General features: G+C 70.7%; 17 protein-coding genes. 6 read left to right on the top strand and 11 right to left on the bottom strand.

Annotated features, from left to right (window positions below; genetic code table 11):
• Positions 1–44: 44 nt before the first annotated feature.
• From ACWD1U_RS17045 to ACWD1U_RS17010, 8 genes are all read right to left on the bottom strand, one after another.
• Complete coding sequence (locus tag ACWD1U_RS17045; protein WP_451108233.1) at positions 45–761, bottom strand: ABC transporter ATP-binding protein; 717 nt, start codon at positions 759–761, stop codon at positions 45–47.
• Positions 758–1621, bottom strand: a complete 864-nt coding sequence (locus ACWD1U_RS17040) for an ABC transporter ATP-binding protein (RefSeq protein ID WP_451108231.1) — start codon at positions 1619–1621, stop codon at positions 758–760. The genes ACWD1U_RS17045 and ACWD1U_RS17040 overlap by 4 nt, the downstream gene beginning before the upstream one ends.
• Positions 1622–1626: 5 nt before the next feature.
• Positions 1627–3438, bottom strand: a complete 1812-nt coding sequence (locus tag ACWD1U_RS17035) for a branched-chain amino acid ABC transporter permease (RefSeq protein WP_451108229.1) — start codon at positions 3436–3438, stop codon at positions 1627–1629.
• 4 nt (positions 3439–3442) lie between these two features.
• A complete protein-coding gene (locus tag ACWD1U_RS17030; protein ID WP_451108228.1) occupies positions 3443–4372 on the bottom strand; it encodes a branched-chain amino acid ABC transporter permease in 930 nt (309 codons plus the stop codon).
• A 139-nt stretch (positions 4373–4511) separates the two neighbouring features.
• On the bottom strand, positions 4512–5741 hold the full coding sequence (locus ACWD1U_RS17025) for a branched-chain amino acid ABC transporter substrate-binding protein (protein ID WP_451108494.1): 1230 nt from the start codon (positions 5739–5741) through the stop codon (positions 4512–4514).
• Positions 5742–6446: 705 nt separating this feature from the next.
• On the bottom strand, positions 6447–7319 hold the full coding sequence (locus ACWD1U_RS17020) for a trypsin-like serine protease (protein WP_451108226.1): 873 nt from the start codon (positions 7317–7319) through the stop codon (positions 6447–6449).
• 118 nt (positions 7320–7437) lie between these two features.
• On the bottom strand, positions 7438–7926 hold the full coding sequence (locus ACWD1U_RS17015) for a PaaI family thioesterase (protein ID WP_451108224.1): 489 nt from the start codon (positions 7924–7926) through the stop codon (positions 7438–7440).
• Between the two features lie 53 nt (positions 7927–7979).
• Positions 7980–10259, bottom strand: a complete 2280-nt coding sequence (locus tag ACWD1U_RS17010; RefSeq protein ID WP_451108223.1) for an FdhF/YdeP family oxidoreductase — start codon at positions 10257–10259, stop codon at positions 7980–7982.
• A 157-nt stretch (positions 10260–10416) separates the two neighbouring features.
• On the opposite strand from ACWD1U_RS17010, the gene polA reads away from it, so the two are divergent.
• From polA to ACWD1U_RS16990, 4 genes are all read left to right on the top strand, one after another.
• Entirely contained in the window at positions 10417–13143 is a 2727-nt protein-coding gene (polA, locus tag ACWD1U_RS17005) for a DNA polymerase I (RefSeq protein WP_451108222.1), read from the top strand.
• A 236-nt stretch (positions 13144–13379) separates the two neighbouring features.
• Complete coding sequence (locus ACWD1U_RS17000; protein ID WP_451108493.1) at positions 13380–14351, top strand: IS5 family transposase; 972 nt, start codon at positions 13380–13382, stop codon at positions 14349–14351.
• Positions 14309–14686 (top strand): hypothetical protein, encoded by a 378-nt coding sequence (locus tag ACWD1U_RS16995; RefSeq protein ID WP_451108220.1) that lies wholly within the window; start codon positions 14309–14311, stop codon positions 14684–14686. Before ACWD1U_RS17000 ends, ACWD1U_RS16995 begins: the two co-directional genes overlap by 43 nt.
• Positions 14687–14883: 197 nt before the next feature.
• Complete coding sequence (locus ACWD1U_RS16990) at positions 14884–15453, top strand: hypothetical protein (protein WP_451108218.1); 570 nt, start codon at positions 14884–14886, stop codon at positions 15451–15453.
• On the opposite strand, the gene ACWD1U_RS16985 is transcribed toward ACWD1U_RS16990, so the two are convergent.
• Positions 15371–16228, bottom strand: a complete 858-nt coding sequence (locus tag ACWD1U_RS16985; RefSeq protein WP_451108217.1) for a DUF4184 family protein — start codon at positions 16226–16228, stop codon at positions 15371–15373. The genes ACWD1U_RS16990 and ACWD1U_RS16985 overlap by 83 nt on opposite strands.
• Before the next feature lie 342 nt (positions 16229–16570).
• Between ACWD1U_RS16985 and ACWD1U_RS16980 the strand changes: the two genes are divergently transcribed.
• Positions 16571–18334: a lytic transglycosylase domain-containing protein gene (locus ACWD1U_RS16980; protein WP_451108215.1), complete on the top strand. Its 1764-nt coding sequence runs from the start codon at positions 16571–16573 to the stop codon at positions 18332–18334.
• A gap of 117 nt (positions 18335–18451) precedes the next feature.
• Here ACWD1U_RS16980 and hrpB read toward each other — a convergent pair whose 3' ends face one another.
• Positions 18452–20986 (bottom strand): ATP-dependent helicase HrpB, encoded by a 2535-nt coding sequence (hrpB, locus tag ACWD1U_RS16975; protein ID WP_451108213.1) that lies wholly within the window; start codon positions 20984–20986, stop codon positions 18452–18454.
• Positions 20987–21062: 76 nt separating this feature from the next.
• Positions 21063–21902 (bottom strand): class I SAM-dependent methyltransferase, encoded by an 840-nt coding sequence (locus tag ACWD1U_RS16970; RefSeq protein WP_451108491.1) that lies wholly within the window; start codon positions 21900–21902, stop codon positions 21063–21065.
• A 360-nt stretch (positions 21903–22262) separates the two neighbouring features.
• Here ACWD1U_RS16970 and rpsA point away from each other — a divergent pair, with 360 nt between their 5' ends.
• Positions 22263–23762: a 30S ribosomal protein S1 gene (gene rpsA / locus ACWD1U_RS16965; RefSeq protein ID WP_306967837.1), complete on the top strand. Its 1500-nt coding sequence runs from the start codon at positions 22263–22265 to the stop codon at positions 23760–23762.
• Positions 23763–23981: the final 219 nt, after the last annotated feature.

Genomic DNA, 23981 nt, shown 5'->3' with positions numbered 1-23981 from the left:
TCCGAACGGAAGGGGAGCGGGCCTCTTCGTGTGCGGCCGGGGCCTCAGTCCTCGCCCAGGTAGGCCTTCCGTACCGACTCGTCGTGCAGCAGGTCCTGCCCCGTACCGGAGAGGACGATGTTGCCGACCTCCATGACGTGGCCCTGGTCGGCGAGGGAGAGCGCGGCCTGGGCGTTCTGTTCGACGAGGAGGATCGTCGTGCCCTGGGACTTCAGCTCCGAGATCGTCGCCATGATCTTCTGCATCATGATCGGGGAGAGGCCCATGGAGGGCTCGTCGAGCATGAGCAGCTTGGGCTGGGACATCAGGGCGCGGCCCATGGCGAGCATCTGCTGTTCGCCGCCGGAGAGGGTTCCGGCTGCCTGCTTGCGGCGTTCCCCGAGGATGGGGAAGAGGTCGTAGGCGCGTTGGATGTCCTTCTCGATGCCGTCCTTGTCCTTGCGGAGGAACGCTCCGAGTTGGAGGTTCTCCGCGATGGTGAGGCGGGGGAAGATGTGCCGGCCTTCGGGGGAGTGGGCGAGGCCGAGGGAGACGATCTTGTGGGCGGGGATCCCACTCAGGGGCTTGCCGTCGAAGACGATCTTCCCGGACGTCGGCTTCAGCAGGCCGGACAGCGTGCGCAGGGTGGTCGTCTTGCCGGCGCCGTTGGTGCCGATGAGGGTGACGACCTGGCCGGCCTCGACGCTGAAGGAGATGCCTTTGACGGCTTCGATCTTGCCGTAGGAGACCCGGAGGTCCTCGACTTCGAGGAGTGCGGTCACTTGGCTTCTCCCTTGGTGCTGCTGGTGGTGCTGGTCGCTTCGGCTGCGGCTTCGGCGGCCTCGACCTCGGCGGCTTCGGCCTCTCCGGGGTCGCCTTCGAAGGGTTCGCCGAGGTAGGCGGCGACGACCCGTTCGTCGGCCTGGACGACCTGGGGGGTGCCTTCGACGAGCTTCTCGCCCTGGACGAGGACGGCGACGCGGTCGGAGAGGTTGAAGACGAAGCGCATGTCGTGCTCGATGAGGAGGACGGCGATGCCCTTGTCGCGGATGGCGAAGACGAGTTCCTCGGCGGCCCGGGTCTCCTGGGGGTTCATGCCGGCGGTGGGCTCGTCGAGGAGCAGCAGGCCGGGCTCGGAGGCCATGGCGCGGGCGATCTCCAGCTTGCGCTGCTCGCCGTAGGGGAGGTTGCGGGCGAGGTGGTCGCGCTTGTGGGCGAGGCCGATGAACTCGAGGAGTTCCATGGCGCGTTCCTCGCTGGCGCGTTCGGCCTTCTTGAAGCCTGGGCCGCGCAGGAGGGCCGACCACAGTCCTTCCTTGGTCCGTGTGTGGCGGCCGACGAGGACGTTCTCCAGGACCGTCATGTTGGCGAACAGGCGGATGTTCTGGAAGGTGCGGGCGATGCCGGCCTGGGTGACCAGGTGGGGCTTCGGGGGGAGGACGGTGCCCTTGTAGGAGACGGTGCCCTCGGTGGGGACGTACAGGCCGGTCAGGCAGTTGAAGAAGGTGGTCTTGCCGGCGCCGTTGGGGCCGATGAGGCCGACGATCTCGCCGGCGTTGACCGTGAAGTCGACGGAGCGGACGGCGGTGAGGCCGCCGAAGCGCATCGTGACGTCGCGGGCTTCGAGTACAGGTGTCGTCATGATGGTTACGCCCCCGCCTTGGTGACGGCCGGTTCGTCGGTCAGCGTGGTCTGTTTAGGTACGTTGAGTTGGCCGGTCTCGTGGAACTCGAGCTGGCGCCGGCGGTTGGCGATGATGCCTTCGGGGCGGAAGCGCATCAGCAGGATGAGCGCGATGCCGAAGGCGAGGAGCGACTTCTCCTGGAGGAAGACGAGCTTCTCGGGGAGGAGGTAGAGCAGGGCCGCGCCGAGGAGCGGGCCGGCGACGGTGCCCATGCCGCCGAGGACGACCGCGGCCAGGAGGAACGCGGAGTTGGGCGGGGTGGAGCCGGCGAACTGGTACGGCGTGGGGACCACGCTGTAGGTGACGTGGGCGCTGACGGTGCCGGCGAGGCCGGCGAGGGCGGCGCCGAGGGCGAAGGCGATGAGCTTGACGCGGAAGCCGTTGATGCCCATGGCGGTGGCGGCGGTCTCGTCCTCGCGGATGGCGATCCAGGAGCGGCCGATGCGGGAGTCGGCGGCACGGGTGTAGACCAGGACGACGATGGCCATGATGAGGACCATCAGCAGGTAGTAGTTGGCGAAGCGGCCGAGGGTGAACCCGCCGATGTCGTGGGCCTCGCCGAAGTTGAACCCGAAGAGTTTCAGGTCGGGGATGGAGGGGATGCCGTTGGGGCCGTTGGTGACGTCGGGTCCGGACTGGCCGTCCATGTTGTTGACGGCGATGCGGAAGATCTCTCCGAAGCCGAGGGTGACGATGGCGAGGTAGTCGCCGCGCAGTCGCAGGGTCGGGGCGCCGATGAGGACGCCGAAGACGAGGGAGGCGGCGGCGCCGGCCAGGGCGGAGGCCCAGAACGGCAGGTGGACGCCGGAGATGGTGGAGAACTCGGAGCCGGAGACGAGGGCGGCGGTGTAGGCGCCGACGCCGAGGAAGGCGACGTATCCGAGGTCGAGGAGTCCGGCGAGGCCGACGACGATGTTGAGGCCGAGGGCGACGGTCCCGAAGATCAGGATGTTGACGCCGATGTTGGCGTAGTGGTCGTCGGTCTGGGTGAAGGGGAAGGCGATGGCCGCGGCGAAGCCCATGGCGAGGGTGAAGCTGCGGTTGGCGGCGACCTGTGCGGAGAAGCGGTCGAGGAGGCCGGCGGTGTGCAGCGCCCAGAGGGTGAAGGTGACGACGAAGAGGTAGCCGACGAAGAGTTCGCCGTACTCGGTGTCGATGCCGTAGGTGAAGACGCCGAGGCCGATGATCGTCACGACGGTGATCACGGCCCGCTGGACCCAGGGCGCGGTGGCCTGGGGGGCGGGGATGCGGTCGGGCTTGGCGACGTAGGCCTTGAGGGCTTCCTTGGTGCCGTCGGCGCCGGTGCGTTCCTGGGGGAGGGCGAAGGCGCCGAGGACCGGCAGGAGGGAGGCGACGGCCGCGACCCAGCCACCGGGTTCGAGGTTGACCACACCGCCGAGTTCGGCGCTGATGGCGATGACGGTGAACCAGGTGACGGCGAATCCGCCGAGTGCGGTGAGCACGAGGGGTGCGTTGTTGCGGGCGGGCAGCAGCCAGCCGAGGCCGCGGACGCCGTACGCGGCGAGCGTGAACAGTGCGGTGACGAGCCCGGCGGTGAAGGTGAGCCACTGCAGGCCGCCGGGGTAGCCGTTGATGGTGAGTTTGCCGGGGAACTCGGAGGTCCAGGTCCAGGCGAGGAAGGTGGAGGCCGCTGTGGCGATGCCGCCGCCGAGCAGCAGGGCGCGGGCGGCCGCCAGGGGCAGCGGTATGAGCCCGCGCGGGGCGGGCGGCGCGGGGGTGGCGTCCGGGGCGGGGGTCTTGGTCGTCTCGGTCATGTGATCACGCCCTGTCCGCGACGCGCTCGCCGAGCAGGCCCTGGGGCCTGAAGAGGAGCACGAGGATGAGGAGGCAGAAGGCCCACACGTTGGCCCAGCTCTGGCCGCCGAGCTGGGACATGCCGGGGATCTCGTCGATGTAGGCGGAGGCGAGGGTCTCGGCGACGCCGAGGACGACGCCGCCGAGCATGGCCCCGTAGATGTTGCCGATGCCGCCGAGGACGGCCGCGGTGAAGGCCTTGAGGCCCATGAGGAAGCCCATGCGGTAGTCGACGTTGCCGTACTTGAGTCCGTAGGCGACGGCGGCGACGGCGGCGAAGAAGCCGCCGATGGCGAAGGCGATGACGATGATGCGGTTGGTGTCGATGCCCATCAGCTGCGCGGTGTCGGGGTCCTGCGCGGTGGCCTGCATGGCGCGGCCGGTGCGGCTGCGGCGCACGAAGAAGGCGAGGGCGGCCATGCAGATGACGGCGGCGAGGATGAGGAAGATGTCGGCGTCCTTGATGGTGACGGAGCCGATGTCGTGGGTGGCGTCGAGGCCGGGGAAGGCGCGGGCGCGGTCGGCGCCGGGGTAGAAGTTGCGGACGACCTCCTGGAGCGCCAGGGAGAGGCCGATGGCGGTGATGAGCGGTGCCAGGCGTGGTGCTCCGCGCAGTGGTCGGTAGGCGAACCGTTCCGCCCCGACGGCGATGAGGATGGCCACGAGGGCGCCGCCGAGGAGCATCGCCGGTACGGCGAGGGCCATCGAGGTGCCGTCGGGCAGGATGTAGAAGTAGACCGTGAGGGCGCCGAAGGCCCCGGTCATGAAGATCTCGCCGTGCGCGAAGTTGATGAGCTGGACGATGCCGTACACCATCGTGTAGCCGATGGCGATCAGCCCGTACATCGAGCCGAGAAGCAGCCCGTTGGCCAGCTGCTGCGGCAGGGTGTTCACCGCGTGGCCTCCATGTCGCTGGTGGTGGTGTGCACTGGATGTGTGCGTGGTCGTGTGCTGGGTGGGGGTGTGAAAACGGGCCGCGCGGTCGGGGTCCTCCTTCCGCGCGGCCCGTGGTGCGGCGTACTGGGGGCCGGAACTACTGGAGGTCGGCGGTGCCGGTCTCCACGGCCTTCCAGGCACCCTTCTCGACCTGGTACACCGTCAGCTGCTTGTTGGTGGTGTCGCCGTACTCGTCGAAGGAGACCTTGCCGGTGAGGCCTTCGAAGTCGGACTTCTGGACACCCTCGACGACCTTGGAGCGCAGGTCGGTGATGTCGGTGGGCACCTTGCCGCCGTTGGCGTCGGCCGCGGCCTTGACAGCCTTGATGATGGCGGTGGTGGCGTCGTAGGCGTAGGCGCCGTAGGCGCCGTAGTCGCCCTTGTAACCCTTGTCCTTGTACGTCTGGATGAACTGCTTGGCCGCGGGCAGGGTGTCGGCGGGGACACCGATCGCGGTGACGAGGTCGCCTTCGGAGGACTTGCCGGCGGCCTCGATGTAGGTGGAGGCGAACATGCCGTCGCCGCCGAACAGCGGGATCTTGACGCCGGCGTCCTTGAGCTGCTTGGTGATCAGCGCGGACTCGTCGTACTGGCCGCCGTAGTAGAGCAGGTCGGCGCCGGAGTTCTTGATCTTCGTGACGAGGGAGCCGAAGTCCTTGTCGCCGGTGTTGACGTGGTCGGTGGCGACGACCTTGCCGCCGAGCTTCTTGAACTGCTCGTTGAAGATCTTCGCGAGGCCGGCGCCGTAGGTCTGCTTGTCGTCGACGACGAAGGCCTTCTTCTTCTTGAGGCCGTTGTAGGCGTAGCCGGCCGCGAAGCTGCCCTGCAGTTCGTCGGTGGTGGCGGTGCGGAAGTACGTCTTGAACGGACGCTTCTTGTCCGTCTGCCAGTTCTTGCCCTGGGTCAGCTCGGGGGCCGTGTTCGCGGGGGAGATCTGGACCATGTTGGCCGAGGCGAACACCTGCTGCATCGTCTGGGCGACGCCGGAGTTCAGCGGGCCGACGGCGCCGACGACGGTCTTGTTGCCGACGAGGTTGGTGGCGTTGGACTGGCCGGTGGCGGGCTGCGCCTTGTCGTCCAGGGCCTGGAGCTTGAATTTCACGCCCGGGACCCAGTTGTTCTTGTTGGCGTCGTCGACGGCTATCTGGGCGCCGTACTGGATGCCGAGGCCGGTGGTGGAGTTCTCACCGGAGAGGGGGGCGTCGACGCCGATGGTCAGGGTCGTGCCGCTGCCGCCGTCTCCGCTCTTGTCACCGCTGTCGTCTCGGGAGCCGCAGGCGGTGAGAGTCAGAGCTCCGGTCGTGAGAACGGAGGTAAGAATCACCAAGGAACGCTGTCGCACAATCAGTCCTTTCACAGGCAGGCCCCGCCCTGGTCGGGGGGTGAGTGCCGCGCTGGTACCGAACTCCCGATGGAGCGGTGACTGGCCGTGACTCTAAGCCCGGGGTAAGGGCAGGGTCAGCGGCGCGGGCTGGCTTGTGACTTTCTTGTTATGACGCGGTGGAAGGCAGGTCGCGACGGCGGACCCTCTCGGTGGGTTTGGAGGATTTTCGCCGAAGTCCGCATTCTGAGAACGCGCACTTCCGGTTGGCCGTGGCTGAGATCGTGCGGTTGCCGGGGTGGATGTGGCGCGAACAAGATCGGAGAGGTTCCGGGGGCAGGCGGGGCGGAAGACGAAACCGCGGTGTTGTATTGCGCGCACGTTACGGAGCGTCACGTCGAGAAGGGGATGGTCCGGCGGCGAGGGCGGTTCCGGAGCGTCGGAAACGGCGATGTCCACTCCAGCGGCCTGCCGGCCGGCCCGGCGAGGCGCGCGTAGCTGCCGAGGGCGTCCCGACTCCCCTGATCTGACGGTGAGTCGGCGGGTTCGGGGGGGGGCAGGGCTCGGTACCGCTCGTGGCCGCAGCTCGTGGGGTCGCGGGCAGGGGATGGGGCACGGGCGGGGAAGAGGGGTGGTGCCCCGCCGCTGCGGGCGTGCCCGATGCGGCGGGGTGCCGGTCGTGCGGGGCGGCCGGTGGCCGTCGGGGCGGGGTTACGGCAGCTTCACGAACGGCGACAGGAAGGTGCGGGCGCCGGGGGTGTCCAGGCGGTACGTCACGTTGGTCGCGTAGCAGGGGGAGTCGCCGGTGATGGTGGTGGCGGCGAGGATGTTCCGCCCGCCGATGACGGCGAAGTTGGGGCCGCCCGAGTCGCCGTAGCAGGCACCTCCGTTGCCCTGCGGCGCGGTCATCGCAAGGCGGGCCCAGGAGTCGTTGAGTGCGTCGAAGGTGACGGGGGCCTTCATCCGGACGCCGCCGCCGGGGTGGGTGTGGCCGCCGGGGCCGTTGACGGCCTCCTGGGTGCCGTATCCGGCGACGAGCCAGTCGGTGTCGTTCAGGCCCCGCGGGCCGAGCCTGCCGAGCTGGTTCGCGGTGGGCAGGGTGGCCGGCGTGAAGCTCCAGCGGGCTTTGACCTGGGCAGCGGGCAGTTGGATCACGGCGATGTCGTGGGTGTCGGAGGCGGGCCCCGGGTAGTCGGGGTGGGTGTGGGCGGTGCCCGGGACGGCGACGGCGGCGGCCTGTGCGGCCGGGTCGCCCGGGTACTTCTTCGCCGCCGCGTCGAGCCCGGACTGCACGTCCTGGTCCAGGGACACGGAGAACCGCACGTTGTCGGGCCAGTCGGAGGTGCAGTGCGCGGCGGTCAGGAAGGTGTCCGTGTCGATCATGGTGCCGGAGCAGACCCAGTCGACCCGGTCGGGGGTGGCGGGGTCGCCGTCGTCGTCCCAGGTGGCCACGAGCGCGCCGACCTCGGTGCGCTCCGGGGCGGGCGTGGCGTTGTAGGAGTTGATGGCGGAGGACGGCACCGCGGTGGCGAGCACCGCGGCACAGGCCGCGGCGGTGACGGCGAAGGCGCGTACGGAGGTCAAGAGAAACCCTTCTGCGGGTGGGACGGGTCTTCTCCTGTGGGGGTGGAGCGTCAGTGAAGCGCGTGGGGGCGGCCGCCACAAGAGCGCGCCCGCCCCTCCAGGGTTTTCCCTACGTCCGTCAGCTGGCGGCGCGGATGAGCTCCTCGTCGCCGGGGTTCACGTCGCGCAGCAGGCAGGTCAGCCGGGCGGTGCACACCCTTTTGCCGTTCTCGTCCGTGATGACGATTTCGTAGGTGGCGGTCGAGCGTCCGCGGTGCACAGGCGTGGCCACACCGGTGACCAGACCGGAGCGGACGCCGCGGTGGTGGGTGCAGTTCAGGTCGACGCCGACCGCGATCTTGGAGCTGCCGCCGTGCAGCATCGACCCGATCGAGCCGAGCGTCTCGGCCAGGACCGCGGAGGCCCCGCCGTGCAGCAGCCCGTAGGGCTGGGTGTTGCCCTCCACCGGCATCGTCCCGACGACCCGGTCCGGCGACGCCTCGGAGATCTGGACGCCCATCCGGGTCCCGAGGTGGCCTGCGGAGAACAGGGCCGGGAGGTCCACGCCGAGCGCCGCGTACTCGTCGATGACCTCCTGCGGGAACTTCACTTGCTGCTGCTCACCCATGGGGCCCGGCTCCGTTCGTCCTCGTCACTCGGCTGCTGTGACTGAGCGAACGCTCAGTCGGCCGCCGATTGTTCCAGACGCACCACCACGGACTTGCTGGCCGGGGTGTTACTGGTGTCCGCGGTGGCATCCAGCGGCACCAGCACGTTGGTCTCCGGGTAGTACGCGGCGGCGCATCCCCGGGCCGTCGGGTAGTGCACGACCCGGAAGCCGGGCGCCCTGCGCTCCACGCCGTCCGTCCACTCGCTCACCAGGTCGACGTAGGAACCGTCCGCGAGCTTCAGTGCCCGCGCGTCCTCGGGGTTGACCAGCACCACCCGGCGGCCGTTCCTGATGCCCCGGTAGCGGTCGTCGAGGCCGTAGATCGTGGTGTTGTACTGGTCGTGCGAGCGCAGCGTCTGCAGCAGCAGACGCCCCTCGGGCAGCTCGGGGAACTCCACGGGCGCGGCGGTGAAGTTGGCCTTGCCGGTGGCCGTCGGGAAACGGCGCTCGTCGCGGGGGGCGTGCGGGAGCGCGAAGCCGCCGGGGCGGGCCACGCGCGCGTTGAAGTCCTCGAAACCGGGGATCACGCGTGCGATGCGGTCCCGGATCGTCGCGTAGTCCTTCTCGAACTCCTCCCACGGCGTGGTGCTGTCCTCGCCCAGCACGCGGCGGGCCAGGCGGCACACGATGGCCGGCTCCGACAGCAGGTGCCGGCTCGCGGGGTCCAGCCGGCCCCGGGAGGCGTGCACCATGCCCATCGAGTCCTCGACCGTCACGAACTGCTCGCCGCTGCCCTGGAGATCGCGCTCGGTGCGGCCGAGCGTCGGCAGGATCAGGGCACGCGCGCCCGTGACCGCGTGCGAGCGGTTCAGCTTCGTCGACACGTGCACGGTCAGCCGGGCCCGCCGCATGGCCGCCTCGGTGACCTCCGTGTCGGGCGACGCCGAGACGAAGTTGCCGCCCATCGCGAAGAAGACCTTCGCCTCGCCGTCGCGCAGAGCGCGGATGGCCCGTACGACGTCGTAACCGTGCTCGCGCGGCGGCGCGAAGCCGAACTCCCTCTCCAGGGCGTCCAGGAACGCCGGGGCGGGGCGCTCGAAGATGCCCATCGTGCGGTCGCCCTGCACGTTCGAATGCCCGCGCACCGGGCACACGCCCGCGCCCGGGCGGCCGATGTTGCCGCGCAGGAGAAGGAAGTTGACCACTTCCCTGATCGTGGGCACGGAGTGCTTGTGCTGGGTGAGGCCCATCGCCCAGCACACGATGGTCCGCTCGGAGGCGAGGACCATCCCGAGGGTCTTCTCGACGTCCTCCCGGGTCAGGCCGGTCGCCCTGAGCGTCTCGTCCCAGTCGGCGGCGCGGGCGGCCTCGGCGAACTCCTCGAAGCCGTGCGTGTGCTCCCGCACGAACGCCTCGTCGACCGCGCCCTCCGCCTCCAGGATCAGCTTGTTGAGCAGACGGAACAGCGCCTGGTCGCCGCCGATGCGGATCTGCAGGAACAGATCGGTGAGCGCGGCGCCCTTGAGCATGCCCTGCGGGGTCTGCGGGTTCTTGAAGCGCTCCAGGCCCGCCTCGGGCAGCGGGTTGACGCTGATGATCCTCGCCCCGTTGTCCTTGGCCTTCTCCAGGGCGGACAGCATGCGCGGGTGGTTCGTCCCCGGGTTCTGGCCGGCGACGATGATCAGGTCGGCCTTGTACAGATCCTCCAGCAGGACGCTGCCCTTGCCGATGCCGATCGTCTCCGACAGGGCCGAGCCGGACGACTCGTGGCACATGTTCGAGCAGTCGGGCAGATTGTTCGTGCCGAGCTCGCGGGCGAACAGCTGGTAGAGGAACGCGGCCTCGTTGCTGGTGCGGCCGGAGGTGTAGAAGACGGCCTCGTCCGGGGAGCCGAGGGCGGCGATCTCCTCGGCGATGATGTCGAAGGCGCGCTCCCAGGTGACCGGCTCGTAGTGCGTGCCGCCTTCGGGGAGGTACACGGGGTGGGTGAGCCGCCCCTGCTGGCCCAGCCAGTAGCCGCTGCGGCCGGCCAGGTCGGCGACCGGGTGCGCGGCGAAGAACTCGGGGGTGACCCGGCGCAGGGTGGCCTCCTCGGCGACGGCCTTGGCGCCGTTCTCGCAGAACTCCGCCTTGTGCCGGTGCTCCGGCTCCGGCCAGGCGCAGCCCGGGCAGTCGAAGCCGTCCTTCTGGTTCACGCTCAGCAGGGTCAGCGCGGTGCGCTTCACGCCCATCTGCCGCTGGGCGATACGCAGCGTGTGCCCGATCGCGGGGAGCCCCGCTGCCGCGTGCTTCGGCCCGGCGACCTGCGGCGCGTCCTGGACCGGATCACTCTTGGGCGGCTTCGACGCCATCGCACGCTCCCCTTCCACTGCGCTGTGAGGTACGTCTCCGATCCTCGCACGCCGGGGTGACATCGGGTCGGGGCGGGCCGGGGTCGATGCCCCGCGTCGCTGCCCGGGCGGTCGGGGCCGGGGCCGAGTGTCGGTGGGGCGTGGCAGGATCGGGGGCGTGGCAGAGACAGCATCGAAGACGACCGACAAGACCTCCGGCGGCAGCCGTCCGCGACTGATGCTCATGGACGGGCACTCGCTGGCCTACCGCGCGTTCTTCGCGCTGCCCGCGGAGAACTTCACCACCGCGACGGGCCAGCCGACGAACGCGATCTACGGCTTCGCGTCGATGCTGGCCAACACGCTGCGCGACGAGGCGCCCACGCACTTCGCGGTCGCCTTCGACGTGTCCCGCAAGACCTGGCGGTCCGAGGAGTTCACGGAGTACAAGGCGAACCGCTCCAAGACCCCGGACGAGTTCAAGGGCCAGGTCGAGCTGATCGGCGAGCTCCTCGACGCGATGGGCGCCGTCCGCTTCGCGGTGGACGGCTTCGAGGCGGACGACGTCATCGCCACACTCGCCACACAGGCCGAGGCCGAGGGCTTCGAGGTGCTGATCGTCACCGGCGACCGGGACTCCTTCCAGTTGGTCAGCGAACACACCACGGTGCTGTATCCGACCAAGGGCGTCTCCGAGCTGACCCGCTTCACCCCGGAGAAAGTGTTCGAGAAGTACGCATTGACGCCCGCGCAGTACCCGGACTTCGCGGCGCTGCGCGGCGACCCCTCCGACAACCTCCCCGGCATCCCCGGCGTCGGCGAGAAGACCGCCGCGAAGTGGATCAACCAGTTCGGTTCCTTCGCGGAGCTCGTCGAGCGCGTGGACGAGGTCAAGGGCAAGGCCGGTCAGAACCTGCGCGACCACCTGGAGGCCGTCAAGCTCAACCGCCGGCTCACGGAGCTGGAGCGGCAGGTCGAGCTCCCCAAGGGCGTGGCCGAGCTGGAGCGGGCGGCCTACGACCGCAAGGCCGTCGCGATGATCCTGGACACCCTGGAGATCAGGAACCCCTCGCTGCGCGAGCGGCTCTTCGCCGTCGACCCCGGCGCCGAGGAGGCCGAGACCACCCCGATCAGTTCGGACGGCGTGCAGCTGGACGGCACGGTGCTCGGCACCGGCGAGCTGACCGCCTGGCTCACCGAGCACGGCACCCAGCCCCTCGGCGTCGCCACGGTCGACACCTGGGCGCTCGGCACCGGTTCGGTCGCCGAGGTCGCCCTCGCCGCGCTCGGCGGCCCTGCCGCCTGGTTCGACCCCTCCCAGCTGGACGAGGCCGACGAGACGGCCTTCACCGCCTGGCTCGCCGACGCCGCCCGGCCCAAGATCTTCCACAACGCCAAGGGCGCCATGCGCGTCTTCGCCGAGCACGGCTGGAGCGTCGAAGGCGTGCGCATGGACACCGCGCTCGCCGCGTACCTGGTCAAGCCGGGCCGCCGTTCCTTCGACCTGGACGCGCTGTCCCTGGAGTACCTGCACCGCGAGCTGGTCCCCGCCGCCGCGGCCGACGGCCAGCTCGCCTTCGGCACGGACGACGCCGCCGAGGCCGAGGCGCTGATGATCCAGGCCCGCGCCGTCCTCGATCTGGGCGAGACCTTCGAGAGCCGCCTGGCGGACGTCGGCGCCGCCGACCTGCTGCGAGACGTGGAGCTGCCCACGTCCGCGCTGCTCGCCCGCATGGAGCGGCACGGCATCGCGGCCGACCGGCCCCACCTGGAGGCCATGGAGCAGATGTTCGCCGGGGCCGTCCAGCAGGCGGTGAAGGAGGCCCACGCGGCAGCCGGGCACGAGTTCAACCTGGGCTCGCCCAAGCAGCTCCAGGAAGTCCTCTTCGGCGAGCTGGCCCTGCCCAAGACCAAGCGGACCAAGACCGGCTACACCACGGACGCCGACGCCCTCGCCTGGCTCGCCACCCAGACGGACAACGAGCTCCCGGTGATCATGCTCCGCCACCGCGAGCAGGCCAAGCTCCGCGTCACGGTCGAAGGTCTGATCAAGACGATCGCCGCGGACGGCCGTATCCACACGACGTTCAACCAGACCGTCGCCGCCACCGGCCGCCTGTCCTCGACCGACCCGAACCTGCAGAACATCCCGGTCCGCACCGACGAGGGCCGGGCGATCCGCCGTGGCTTCGTCGTCGGAGAGGGCTTCGAGTCCCTGATGACGGCCGATTACAGCCAGATCGAGCTGCGCGTCATGGCCCACCTCTCCGAGGACGCGGGCCTGATCGAGGCGTTCACCTCGGGTGAGGACCTGCACACCACGGCCGCCTCCCAGGTCTTCGCGGTCGAGCCGACCGCGGTGGACGCCGAGATGCGCCGCAAGATCAAGGCCATGTCGTACGGCCTGGCCTACGGACTGTCCGCCTTCGGCCTCTCCCAGCAGCTGAACATCGAGGCGGCGGAGGCCCGCGCCCTGATGGACGCGTACTTCGAGCGGTTCGGCGGCGTACGGGACTATCTGCGCCGCGCGGTCGACGAGGCCCGGGCGACGGGCTACACGGCGACGCTCTTCGGGCGCCGCCGCTACCTCCCCGACCTCAACAGCGACAACCGCCAGCGCCGCGAGGCAGCCGAGCGGATGGCCCTCAACGCCCCCATCCAGGGCACGGCGGCCGACATCGTGAAGATCGCCATGCTCAAGGTCGACGACGCCCTGAAAGACGCGGGCCTCGCCTCCCGCATGCTCCTCCAGGTCCACGACGAAATCGTCCTGGAGATCGCCCCGGGGGAGCGGGCAGCCGCGGAGGAACTCGTCCGCCGCGAGATGTCGAACGCCGTTCACCTCCGGGTGCCCCTGGGTGTGTCGGTGGGGGTGGGTGCCGACTGGGAGTCGGCCGCGCACTAGGTGTATTGATCACGAGCGTTGTGACACCGGGCCGGGCTGCCGGGGTGGGGGTCGCCAGGTGGACCGGCACACGGGTTCACGGGTGTGGCGGCTTCGGCTCGAGGGGTGGCGGGAGTGCGACGAACGGGGTCCTCCCGCCACAGTGCCCGTCGGGCTGAGACAGGGCCCCTGCTCGCCGGGCCGCGACTCGGGCGTCCGCCCCGGCGGCGGCACTCGCCTGAGAGCGCGTTTGAGATCTGTCGTGCCGCTGGCCGTGGGTGCTCGTTGATCTCGAGGTGAGCGGTGCTGGGCAGGGTTATCCGTCGGACCTGACCGATGAGCAGTGGGCGTTGGTGGAGCCGTTGCTGCCTGCGCCGCGGACGGGGCCGAAGGGCGGGCGGCGGGAGAAGCATCCGCGACGCCGGACGGTGGACGCGATCATGTACGTGGTACGCACAGGATGCGCCTGGCGGCAGCTGCCACACGACTTCCCGCCCTGGCAGACCGTGTACTGGTATTTCGTGCGCTGGCACGACGAGGGCACTGTCACCCACATCCACAACGCCCTGCGTGCCCAGGTTCGTCAGGCCGAGGGCCGAAATGCCGAGCCCACGGCCGGACTGATCGACTCCCAGTCAATACGCACCGCCGACACGGTCCCGAGCATGACTCGCGGCTTCGACGCGGGCAAGAAGGTTAAGGGCCAAAAGCGGTTCATCGTCACCGATACCCTCGGTCTGCTGCTGACCGTCCACGTCGTGACGGCCAGTGTCCAGGACCGCGACGGGGCCAAGCGATCCCTGTTGTGGACACGGCTGGACCACCCCACCGTGCTGAAGGTCTGGGCCGATCAAGGTTTCGCCGGTCGCCTGGTCGACTGGGCGGCCACCACCCTCAAACGTTCCCTAGAGATCGTCCGCAAGGAGCCCGGACAGCGAGGCTTCCGGGTCCAGCCCAAGCGATGGGCCGTCGAGCGCACTTTTGCCTGGCTCACTGCCCACCGCCGCCTGGCTCGCGACTACGAGCACCACACCGCTCACGCCGAGACCATGATCCGCTGGGCCATGATCGGCGTGATAGTCCGCCGGCTCACCCGGCGGGGACCGGCCATCCGGTCAGGATTACGGCCTTCTCAGGCACACAGAACCATGAGGCATCGTGCCGCAACACTTGGAAGAATGCGGCCGTGCCCAATAAGCGTCTGCGCAACGCGACACTGGCCGAGATAGTGGCCTCGTTGCCACCGGCCCCGGACCCGCCCGTCGAATGGGTGCGGTCGCCCGCCGGCCGTGAGGAGTTCGTCGACGACGAGGGCCAACTCTGGCGGAAGGTCCGAGGCCCGCTCCACCGACGGCTCACCCAGCGTCTGGCGACCCAAGCGGATGCGCTGATCATCGGAGAAGCCGGCGGAGGAGAATTCCGCCACGTGCCCGCAACTGACCGGCTCGCGACCTGGAACCAGATCAAGGACCGGCTCATGGCGGACTGCATACCTAGTTACGCCCCGTATGAGTTCGTCTCCACAGACGGCCTCACACTCCTCTATATCGAGGAAAGTTGCTGAACACAGCGTCCGGCAGCGGGCCGCATGGCAGATCTCAAACACGGTCTGAGCCCGGGGCCGCCCGCCCCGCCGACGCGCTCGCCCCGCCCCGAACCCGCCCCAGCCCGGGCCACCCCCCTGTGCCACCCACCGATTCCGTCACTCGCGTGGCCCCCGACAAGGCGCCCCCGTCCCCGACCGTCGCAAAGATGCGGGGCATGGGTATACGCACGCTCCTCAGCCGCACGGCGTCAGGCGTGGCACTCCCGCCGGTCCAAGCGTTCGAGGCCGCCGCAAGTACGGCCCGTGTCCCTGTCACCCTCGCCGCGGCCCTGCGCGACGCGACGGCGGACCTCCGGCAGCGCCTGACCCCCGGCCGACGGCCCACCGTGCCCACCGCCGACGGTCCTTCCGCCGCCCCCGGCCTCGCCGGCTCCCGCGACCTGGCGGCCGTCCTCGGCCTCGCCGGACACGGTGACCTACCCGCCGTCCTCGGCCTCACCGACCCGCCGGCCGCCACCGGACACACCCCCACCCAGGCCCCGCCCCCGGCGCGCCCCCGTAGTCCAGCGGCACCCGGCAGAGCGTCCCGCCTCTGGAGCCGGCTGGTCCGCGACTACCTGCTCCTCGTCCTCACCCTGCTCCCGCGCCCCCGCCCGGCGCACACCACCATCACCGTGTACATCACGACGAGCGGCGGCCCCCTCAGCGAGCGGCAGGACGGCTCGGCTCCGGATCGGCGCCGAGGGCAGGACCCCCAGGGACCGGAACCGGACGCCGCACCCTGACTCCCACGGCGTACAGCAGCAGCGCAGGGACGAGCCCCGCGCCCGCGCCGAAGCACACCGTCGGGATGATCTCCCACGGCTTCGCGACCGAGCCCCAGTACGCCCACCACCGCGACGCCCGCTGCACCGCGCCCACCAGCGCGAAACCGCCGATCACGGCAGCGGCCGCCCACCGGTCGCGCACCGACAGCCCCGGAACCCCCGTCGGCTCGCCCCCCGGCGCCCGCCGCAGCGCCCGCGCCACGAACACGGCGATCACGACCGCGGCCACGGCCGAACCGCCGTACTGCAGGTACCAGTACAGCGGCGAGCCCGCCACCTCGCGGCCCAGCACCGGAAACAGCCGCACCCCCCACCCGTCGAGATGCGTGAACGCGTCCCACAGGACATGCGTCAGTGCCCCGAGCGCAGCGGACGCGTACCACCACACCGCCAGCGACGGCCTCACCCGAGCGCGTGGCACCCCGCACCGCAGCAGGACGGCCACCCGCCCCTGCCGGGCCCGCGGCAACAGCGCCACCAGCGGTTCCCGCATCAGCAGCCACAGCCCCACCAGCGTCCAGGCGATGAGCACATCGATGGTGAACACGCCCGGGAACGAGTGCGTGACGTCCCCGAACTCCATCGCCCCGGACAGGACACTCGCCGCGTAGTAGGTCATGTCGGGTGCGAAGGAACCCGCCACGAGCACGGCGGGCACCAGCCCGCCCCGGCCGGTGCCGTCGGTGCGGACGGCAGGCAGCACGGCCACCGCGTGGCTCAGCGTGAACGGCAACTCGGCTCCTTGCGACGGTCGTTGCGGCAGGGCGGGAGAGCCCGGCGGCCAGTGGCCCAGTATGCGGGACGCCGCCACGCCGGTGCCGTCGCGATCGCACATGACCAACTGGTGAAAAACGGGCGCGAACGGGTGCCCGAGCAAAGGAAGTTGTCGTAGGGTCGCCAGAGCCGCCGCGCGGGGAGCGCGTCGAACGCGCGAAAGCGGTCAAGAGCAGAGCACGCAAGAGAACAGAGTCGTGACCGCCGGAGGGCAACCCCTCGGGCGGGCCGATCGTCACAACAGGGCGAACACTGCAGGCGGAGATCGGACGCCAAGGCGTCCATGGGAGGGGTTCACTCTATGGCGGCGCAATTCGGCAGGAGGCTGTGCAAGGGAGCGGCCACCACGGCCGTGGCCGCAGTAGCGGTCGCGGCACTGTCCGCTTCCCAGGCTCCGGGCGTCAACGACCACGGCAGACAGACCGCCGCGGACGCCACCCCCTCACCCGAAGTGAGTGCCTCCGACGGCGGTGCCACCGGCAACTCGCCTTACTACACGGACCTGCCTCCGCTCAAGAGCCCCAACCCGTCACCGTCCACCGGCCCCGGCCCGAGCGGACAGGGCACGACGGAGGCGGGCATCCCCGCGACCGTTCTCGACGCCTACAAAAAGGCCGAGGCCTCACTGCGCGACGCCAAGCCGGGCTGCAACCTGCCCTGGCAACTCCTCGCGGCCATCGGCCGGGTGGAGTCGGGACAGGCCCGCGGTGGCCGCGTCAACGCCGAAGGCACCACCATCAAGCCGATCCTCGGCCCGCAGCTCGACGGCAACGGCTTCGCCCTCATCAAGGACACCGACAACGGCGCCTACGACGGCAACAGCACCTACGACCAGGCCGTCGGGCCCATGCAGTTCATCCCGTCCACCTGGGCCTGGGCGGGCCGCGACGGCAACGGCGACGGCAAGAAGGACCCCAACAACATCTACGACGCCGCGCTCGCCGCCGGCCACTACCTCTGCCGCTTCGACTGGGACCTGTCCGACCAGGACGACCTCGACAAGGCGATCCTCAGCTACAACAACTCGCGCGAGTACCTGAACCTCGTCATGACGTGGCTGGAGTACTACCGCAAGGGCACCCACGAGGTCCCCGACGGCACCGGAACGCTGCCCGACAACCGCAGTGACGACGGAGCCGGGGCGACCCCCAGCCCCTCCACGCCGAGCACGCCCGGCACGCCGGCCGGGGGCGGCTCCACGCCCAAGCCCGGCCCCAAGCCCGAAAAGCCCGGCGGGGACGGCCCGATGACACCGAAACCGCCCACCACCCCGCCCACCACCCCGCCCACCACCCCGCCCACCACCCCGAGCCCACCGCCCACGACGCCTCCCACGCCCACCGACACGGTGGACCACCTGGAGGACGCCGGAACCGCGAAGCTCACGGCCATGGCCGGCGACGCGTTCACCAAGCGGATCAGCACCCGCGCCGAGACCGAGGCCGGCAAGGCCGTCGGCAAGGTCCGGATCCGCTTCACGATCCTCGGCGACACAGACACCACCTTCACCGGCGGCGAGAGTGTCGCCACGGTCGCCACCAACAGCTCCGGCGTGGCCGTCGCGCCCGCCCTGAAGGCGGGGGAGAAGACCGGCACCGTCACGGTCCGCGCCACCGTCGTCGGCCGCACCGTCGCGGGCCTCGACTACACGGCCACCGTCACCGAGCGCGCCGCCGACCAACTCGCCCGCACCGGTGACGCCGCGCTGACCTGCACGCCGGGCGGGCAGTTCGCGAACCAGGTCGAGGTGAAGGCCACGTACGACGGCGCCGTCGCCGACGGTGTCGCGGCCACCGCCACGCTGGTCAAGTCGGCGGACGACACGGCCGCCAACGACAAGGGCCCCTACTTCAAGGACGCCGACGGCAAGGCCGTACGCACCCTCACGGGCCTGAAGACGGACGCGAAGGGCCTGCTGAAGCTGCCGAAGCTGTACGCGGACGACACGACCGGTACGTTCCTGCTCCGCATCGACACCGCGGGCGGCGCGACCCTCACCGTCGAACTCACCGTGGCGGCGGCCCAGGCCTCCTCGCCGAGCCCCTCGGCCAGTCCGAGCGCGTAGCCCTCAGGTACGACGGACGGCGCCCCTCTTTCGGGAGGGGCGTCGTTGTGTGAGATCCCCCAGTGCTACGTCTTCGGCGCGCACACCCACGAACCTCCGGTCCGGCACCCTCACCGGTCAGCGCCTGAGCCGGGCGTTGGTGTGCCGGGTCGGCTCGGCCCCGGCCGGGTCCTCGGGCCACGGATGCTTCGGATACCGCCCGCGCAGCTCCGCCCGTACGCCCTTGTAGCCGTCCCGCCAGAAGGAGGCCAGATCGGCGGTGACGGCGGCCGGACGCCCCGCCGGGGACAGCAGATGCACGAGCAGCGGCACCCCGGCGACCCGTGGCGACTCCTGGAGCCCGAACATCTCCTGCACCTTCACCGCGAGCACCGGCTGCTCGGGCCGCGTGTAGTCGATCCGGATCCTCGACCCGCTGGGCACCGTCATCCGCTCCGGGGCGAGTTCGTCGAGCCGCCCCGCCTCCCCGCAGGCCCAGGGCAGCAGCCGGGTGAGCGCCTCCCCGGCATCGATCCGCGCCAGATCAGCCCGCCGCCGCGCCCTGCTCAGCTCCGGCTCCAGCCACTCCTCCGCGCGCGCGTGCAACGCGTCGTCGGAGACGTCCGGCCACGGCTCACCGTGGTGCAGCCGCAGGAACGCGAGCCGCTGCCGCAGGACGCCGGCCTCCGCCGACCACCGCAGCAGGCCGAGCCCCTCCCGCCGCAGCCCGTCGAGCACCGCCCCGCGCACCAGCGCGGGATCGGCGTCCTTCAGCGACCGCACCGCCAGCTCCACGGCTCCCAGCCGCTCCACCCGCCGCGCCACGACGTCCCCACCGTCCCAGCGCACCTCGTCCCGCTCCTCCAGCAGCGCCCCGGCGGCGAGCCGGGCGACCCCTTCGTCGACCACCACCCCCGACTGCACGCGCGCGTGCCCCTTGCCGACAGGCCGGTCCGCCACGGCGACGGCAACCCACTCCGCCCCCCGCAGCCCGCTTCCCTCGCCGATTTCGGCGCGCGTCCCGGACACCATGAGGCACGACGCGCCGTCCACCCTGCCGATACGCTCGGGAAACGCGAGAGCCGCAACGAGGCCCACCTGCCGATCCTCCGAGGCGCCGTCCCACCTCTCGGCCTCCTGAGGCCCGTTGCGCGTGGGCGGTCGGGAAACGCCTGAAACGAGGGCCCGCAGCCGCCGAACCTCACTGCGCCACCGCGAGGAATAGGCGTCACCGCCCCGCCGAACACGCCGCAAGGCGCCGGCCAGATCATCGCCGTACTCCCGCGGAGCCTCCTCACTCAAGAGCGCGACGACCTCCGCAGCCCGCTCAGCCCCCACGAACGGCACCGAATCCACCAAGGCCCGTCCCAACCGGGGATGAACCCCCAACCGAGCCAGCGCAGCACCCCGCTCGGTGGCCCTGCCCGCACAGTCCACGGCCCCCACCGCGGTCAGAACGCCCCGCGCAGCCGCCATGCCCCCGGGGGGCGGCGCGTCCAGCAACGCCAGTCCGGACGCGTCCGGATCCCCCCAGCACGCCACCTGCAGTGCGAACGCCGTCAGGTCGGCCACGTTGATCTCGGGAGCGGGAAAGCGAGGCAGACGCGCGTCCTCTGCCTCCGCCCAGCACCGGTACACCGCCCCGGGTGCCTCACGCCCGGCCCGCCCCGCCCGCTGCCGTCCGGCCGCCTGCGACGCCCGCACCGTCGTCAGCGCACTCAAGCCGCGCGCGTGATCAACCCGGGGCTCACGCGCCAGCCCGGAGTCCACGACGACCCGCACCCCCGGCACCGTCAGCGACGACTCCGCGACGGACGTCGCCAGTACCACGCGCCGCCGCTCCCCGGGCACCAGCACCGCGTCCTGCACGGCCGCCGGCGCCCGCCCGTGCACCTGCAGCACCTCGACATCACCGAGCGCCCCCAGCTGCCCCGCGACCCGCGCGATCTCTCCCACACCCGGCAGGAAGCACAGCACGTCCCCCTCGCGCTCGGCCAGCGCCCGCCGCACCACCGACGCCACATGCGTCAGCAGCGCCGGATCGACCCGCATCCCGTGCGGCGGCCGGACGGGACGCACCGGCGGCACCCACACCACCTCCACCGGATACGCGGCACCCCGGGCCTCGACCACCGGCGCCCCGCCCAGCAGCGCGGCCCACCCCTGCGCGTCGGTCGTCGCCGAGGCGGCCACCAGCCGCAGCTCCGGCCGCAGCGTCTGCCGCACGTCCCACAGGAACGCCGCCGCGGTGTCCGCGTCGAGATGCCGCTCATGGCACTCGTCGAGCACCACCACGTCGACACCGGCCAGCTCCTGGTCCCGCTGCAACCGCTGCACCAGCACACCGGTCGTGACGACCTCCACGCGCGTGTTCCGCCCGACGACCCGCTCCCCGCGCACGGTGTAGCCGACGCTCTCGCCGGCCTTCTCGCCCAGGAGCCACGCCATCCGCCGCGCCGCCGCCCGGGCCGCGATCCGCCGCGGCTCGGCCACGACCACCCGCCGCCGCGGCCCCTCCCCGAGCAGTCCCGCCAGCGCCGGCGGCACCAGGGTGGTCTTGCCGGTGCCGGGCGGCGCCACGAGCACGGCGGTGCCGTGCCCCGCCAGGGCGTCGTCCAGGGCGGGCAGGGCACCTCGTACGGGCAGGGCGTCCAGGGCGTCGTAACGGATCACGCCCTCAGTGTCGTACGACAGGGAAGTCGTACGACAGGGAGGACGCCTCCCACGCGCGGATGCGTCAGTCCCTCCCTCAGCCTTCGGCCGGGGGTGCCCCCGTCTCGCTTCGCTCGCACACGAAGATCGCCGTGCCCGGGATCAGATTGCCGCGCAGGGGCGACCAGCCGCCCCACTCCGACGTGTTCCAGGCCGGCCACTCCGGTTCGACCAGGTCCACCAGCCGGAAGCCCGACGCCACGACGTCCCGGACGCGGTCGCCGAGGGTGCGGTGGTGCTCGACGTAGACCGCGCGGCCCTCCTCGTCCTGCTCGACGTAGGGCGTGCGGTCGAAGTACGAGCCGGACACCGACAGCCCCTCGGGGCCGGGCTCGTCCGGGAAGGCCCACCGGATCGGATGTGTCACCGAGAAGACGAGGCGGCCCCCGGGACGCAGCACCCGGCGTACCTCCCGCAGAACCTGGCGCGGGTCCGCGACGAAGGGCAGCGCCCCGTACGCCGAGCACGCCAGGTCGAACGAGCCGTCCGCGAAGGGCAGCGCGCCGGCGTCCGCGCACACCAGAGGGAACGGTCCGCCGATGCGCAGCGCGTGCTGCAGTTGCCGGTGCGAGATGTCCAGGGCGACAGGGCGCGCCCCCTGGGCGGTCAGCCAGCGCGAGCACTGCGCGGCGCCGGCGCCGATCTCCAGGACGTCCCGGCCCTTCAGCTCCTCCGGCGGGCCGAGCAGCTCCGCCTCCACCTCGTCCAGGCCCTCGGGGCCCCAGACGAAGCGGTCGTCGCCGAGGAAGGTGCCGTGCTCGGTCTGGTACTCGTCCGCGTTGCGGTCCCACCAGCCACGGTTGGCGCGGGAGCTCTCCGCGGCCCCGGCGGTACGCCGGGTGGCTTCGGGTTCGGACGCTTCGGGCTCTTGGATGATCGGCTCCCTCGTCGTACTCTTCCGTCCAGCCGGTCCCGGAGGCTCCGCGAAGGGTGCGTCATGCGCCCCGCGGCCTCGGACGACACGACTTGTGCCGGGTATGCGGCGTTCCGCCCCGGGTGGGCGGCTTCGCGCATTGACCCTGCCCGGCTGCCCCCGTATGCTACAAGTTGCGCTGCGGGCCTGCGCACCTCAGACGTAGCAGGCTGCGCTCGCATCTGTATGTATGTCCCCTCGGTTGTCGAGGCGCCACCGTTTTTGTGTGGCGCTTCCTTGGCTGTCCGGCTTCTGCAGAGCGAAACGGGCTCCCGGCGTAGCAGTACCTACGACTTCAATGTCCGTACCGGAGCCCTTTCCCACATGACGAGCAGCACCGAGACCACCGCAACCACCCCGCAGGTAGCGGTCAACGACATCGGTAACGAGGAAGCCTTCCTCGCCGCGATCGACGAGACGATCAAGTACTTCAACGACGGCGACATCGTCGACGGCGTCATCGTGAAGGTCGACCGGGACGAGGTCCTGCTCGACATCGGTTACAAGACCGAAGGTGTGATCCCGAGCCGCGAGCTCTCGATCAAGCACGACGTCGACCCGAACGAGGTCGTCGCCGTCGGCGACGAGATCGAGGCCCTTGTTCTCCAGAAGGAGGACAAGGAAGGCCGCCTGATCCTCTCGAAGAAGCGCGCCCAGTACGAGCGTGCCTGGGGCACCATCGAGAAGATCAAGGAAGAGGACGGGATCGTCACCGGTACCGTCATCGAGGTCGTCAAGGGTGGTCTCATCCTCGACATCGGCCTCCGTGGCTTCCTCCCGGCCTCCCTGGTCGAGATGCGCCGCGTCCGCGACCTCCAGCCCTACGTGGGCAAGGAGCTCGAGGCCAAGATCATCGAGCTGGACAAGAACCGCAACAACGTGGTCCTGTCCCGCCGTGCCTGGCTGGAGCAGACCCAGTCCGAGGTCCGCCAGACGTTCCTCACGACCCTCCAGAAGGGTCAGGTCCGTTCCGGCGTCGTCTCCTCGATCGTCAACTTCGGTGCCTTCGTGGACCTGGGTGGCGTCGACGGCCTGGTTCACGTCTCCGAGCTGTCCTGGAAGCACATCGACCACCCCTCCGAGGTCGTCGAGGTCGGCCAGGAGGTCACGGTCGAGGTCCTCGACGTCGACATGGACCGCGAGCGCGTCTCCCTGTCGCTGAAGGCGACCCAGGAAGACCCGTGGCAGCAGTTCGCCCGCACCCACCAGATCGGCCAGGTCGTGCCCGGCAAGGTCACGAAGCTGGTTCCGTTCGGTGCGTTCGTCCGCGTGGACGAGGGCATCGAGGGTCTGGTCCACATCTCCGAGCTGGCCGAGCGCCACGTGGAGATCCCGGAGCAGGTCGTCCAGGTCAACGACGAGATCTTCGTCAAGGTCATCGACATCGACCTCGAGCGCCGTCGCATCAGCCTCTCGCTGAAGCAGGCCAACGAGGCCTTCGGTGCCGACCCGTCGACGGTCGAGTTCGACCCGACCCTCTACGGCATGGCCGCGTCCTACGACGACCAGGGCAACTACATCTACCCCGAGGGCTTCGACCCCGAGACCAACGACTGGCTCGAGGGGTACGAGACCCAGCGCGAGGCCTGGGAGACCCAGTACGCCGAGGCGCAGCAGCGCTTCGAGCAGCACCAGGCGCAGGTCATCAAGTCCCGCGAGGCGGACGAGAAGGCCGCTGCCGAGGGTGGCGAGGCCGCCGCTCCGGCCGCGTCCGGCGGTGGTGGCGGTTCGTACTCCTCCGAGGGCCCGGACAACTCCGGTGCGCTGGCCTCGGACGAGGCGCTTGCCGCGCTTCGCGAGAAGCTGGCCGGCGGCCAGAGCTGAACGCTCGCCGCTGAGGCTTAGCCGATAGCTGAGGGGCCGTACCTTCGAGGTGCGGCCCCTCAGTGCTGCCCGGAGCCGGCTGCCGGCCGGTGAGGGCTTGTCGCGCGGTTCCCCGCGTCCCTGGAGAGGTCAATCGCCCATCGGCAAGATCATGTCCTCCTCCTGCGGGAATGCCCGCGCCCACAAGGTCGTTGTGGAGTACGGACACGAGGAGGAGCG

It is taken from the genome of Streptomyces sp. NPDC002788 (assembly GCF_053592115.1).
Note: the sequence above shows the minus strand (reverse complement) of the source record. Positions and strands in the feature narration are given on the sequence as shown.

What these genes read in the sequence shown, in the direction of transcription:
- ACWD1U_RS17040 (WP_451108231.1), bottom strand. Translation starts at nt 1,621, where the DNA reads ATGACGACACCTGTACTCGAAGCCCGCGACGTCACGATGCGCTTCGGC.
- ACWD1U_RS17035 (WP_451108229.1), bottom strand. Translation starts at nt 3,438, where the DNA reads ATGACCGAGACGACCAAGACCCCCGCCCCGGACGCCACCCCCGCGCCG.
- ACWD1U_RS17010 (WP_451108223.1), bottom strand. Translation starts at nt 10,259, where the DNA reads ATGGCGTCGAAGCCGCCCAAGAGTGATCCGGTCCAGGACGCGCCGCAG.
- rpsA (WP_306967837.1), top strand. Translation starts at nt 22,263, where the DNA reads ATGACGAGCAGCACCGAGACCACCGCAACCACCCCGCAGGTAGCGGTC.
- ACWD1U_RS16990 (WP_451108218.1), top strand. Translation starts at nt 14,884, where the DNA reads ATGGGTATACGCACGCTCCTCAGCCGCACGGCGTCAGGCGTGGCACTC.
- ACWD1U_RS17015 (WP_451108224.1), bottom strand. Translation starts at nt 7,926, where the DNA reads ATGGGTGAGCAGCAGCAAGTGAAGTTCCCGCAGGAGGTCATCGACGAG.
- ACWD1U_RS16980 (WP_451108215.1), top strand. Translation starts at nt 16,571, where the DNA reads ATGGCGGCGCAATTCGGCAGGAGGCTGTGCAAGGGAGCGGCCACCACG.